Source organism: Halorubrum sp. SS7 (assembly GCF_005435055.1).
GTDB lineage: Archaea > Halobacteriota > Halobacteria > Halobacteriales > Haloferacaceae > Halorubrum > Halorubrum salinarum.
Genome location: NZ_SGXV01000116.1, coordinates 1 through 1,104 on the forward strand (window position 1 = coordinate 1; position 1,104 = coordinate 1,104).

The 1,104-nt window shown below is 55.9% G+C and carries 2 protein-coding genes; both read right to left on the reverse strand.

What is annotated here, in order from left to right; translation table 11 throughout:
• Nucleotides 1-355, reverse strand: a 355-nt coding sequence (locus tag EXE44_RS16965; protein WP_241991867.1) for a DUF6498-containing protein, incomplete at its 3' end; no start/stop codon positions are given.
• A 282-nt stretch (nt 356-637) separates the two neighbouring features.
• A complete protein-coding gene (locus EXE44_RS22115; protein WP_092920977.1) occupies nt 638-763 on the reverse strand; it encodes an archaellin/type IV pilin N-terminal domain-containing protein in 126 nt (41 codons plus the stop codon).
• Nucleotides 764-1,104: the final 341 nt, after the last annotated feature.

A 1,104-nucleotide genomic window follows, 5' to 3' on the forward strand; every position in this document is an offset into this window, starting at 1 on the left:
ACGTCGTGACGACCGGCGCGACCGCACCGGTCAAGAGGAGTCCGGCGAGCGGCCAGAAGGCCGCGATCGGAATCACCGCTAGGACAACGTACGGGACGTTCCGCGGGTACACCGGGGGGAGCCAACTCGCCAAGCGGACGCCGCCGCGGACGTCCGCGAGCGCCGCGAGCGGGAACGGCATCCTCGTGCCGCACGGTCTGTACGCCTCCGAGGGCGGGAGCTCAGCAAACAGGGATTGGAGGACGCCCCGACCGGCCGCGATACCCGCTTCGACCCAGTAGACGAACAGCAAGAGCTGTGGGTCCCACTCGAAGCGGAGGACACCCGCGACCAACACCGCGGCAACTAGCGCCATCCGATACCACCTCCAATTCACGGTGAAATAACCTCTCTACGTGAGTAAAATGATTGTCTCCTTCGCCGGATGTTCGCTCGCGCTCGGGATGTGGAATCAACAGTGACTGCTCTGATAAATCGCCATATAGCGGTTGATTTCACGGTATCACAACACGTTTGATGTTGTGAATGACACATTTCACGACGAGTTCACGAACATTATGAGACCACGTTCGCGCTCGCACGGCATCGCCGATTTTCGCTTCATTTTCCAAGTTCTCACGGTTGAAGCCGACGCCGCTTAGTGATTCACCAGAGCCAAAAACACGGAAATCGTTGTAGCTAAAACTACCACAATTGCGACCACGAGAATAGTCGAGACAACAGGAGTGACAGCACGATCCCATCGACCCATTATTTTAACCATTCTCTACTGAGTAAAATAGCCTTGGAACTCACTGCTGTACTGATCCTCTGTATCTCGCAAGACGTTCTTGACAGCATTAAGAGTGGTATAGTCCGAATCTGGTCTGTAAGAACCCTGTATTGACCGCAAGCGGGTCAGAATGTGTCACCTGTTGAGAATTTCAACAGAGCCAGCCATTTATAACCGAAGGGCTGGGTGCCTGAAAAAATCCGCCGTCACCCGCGAGAGCAACGGTCGATAACCGATTCGCGGACAGTATCTTATTTAAAACGGCCCTTTCCCGCCGCCCATCATGTCGCCGAGGCCGCCGCCCTCGCCGCCCATCTTCTTCATCATGCGCT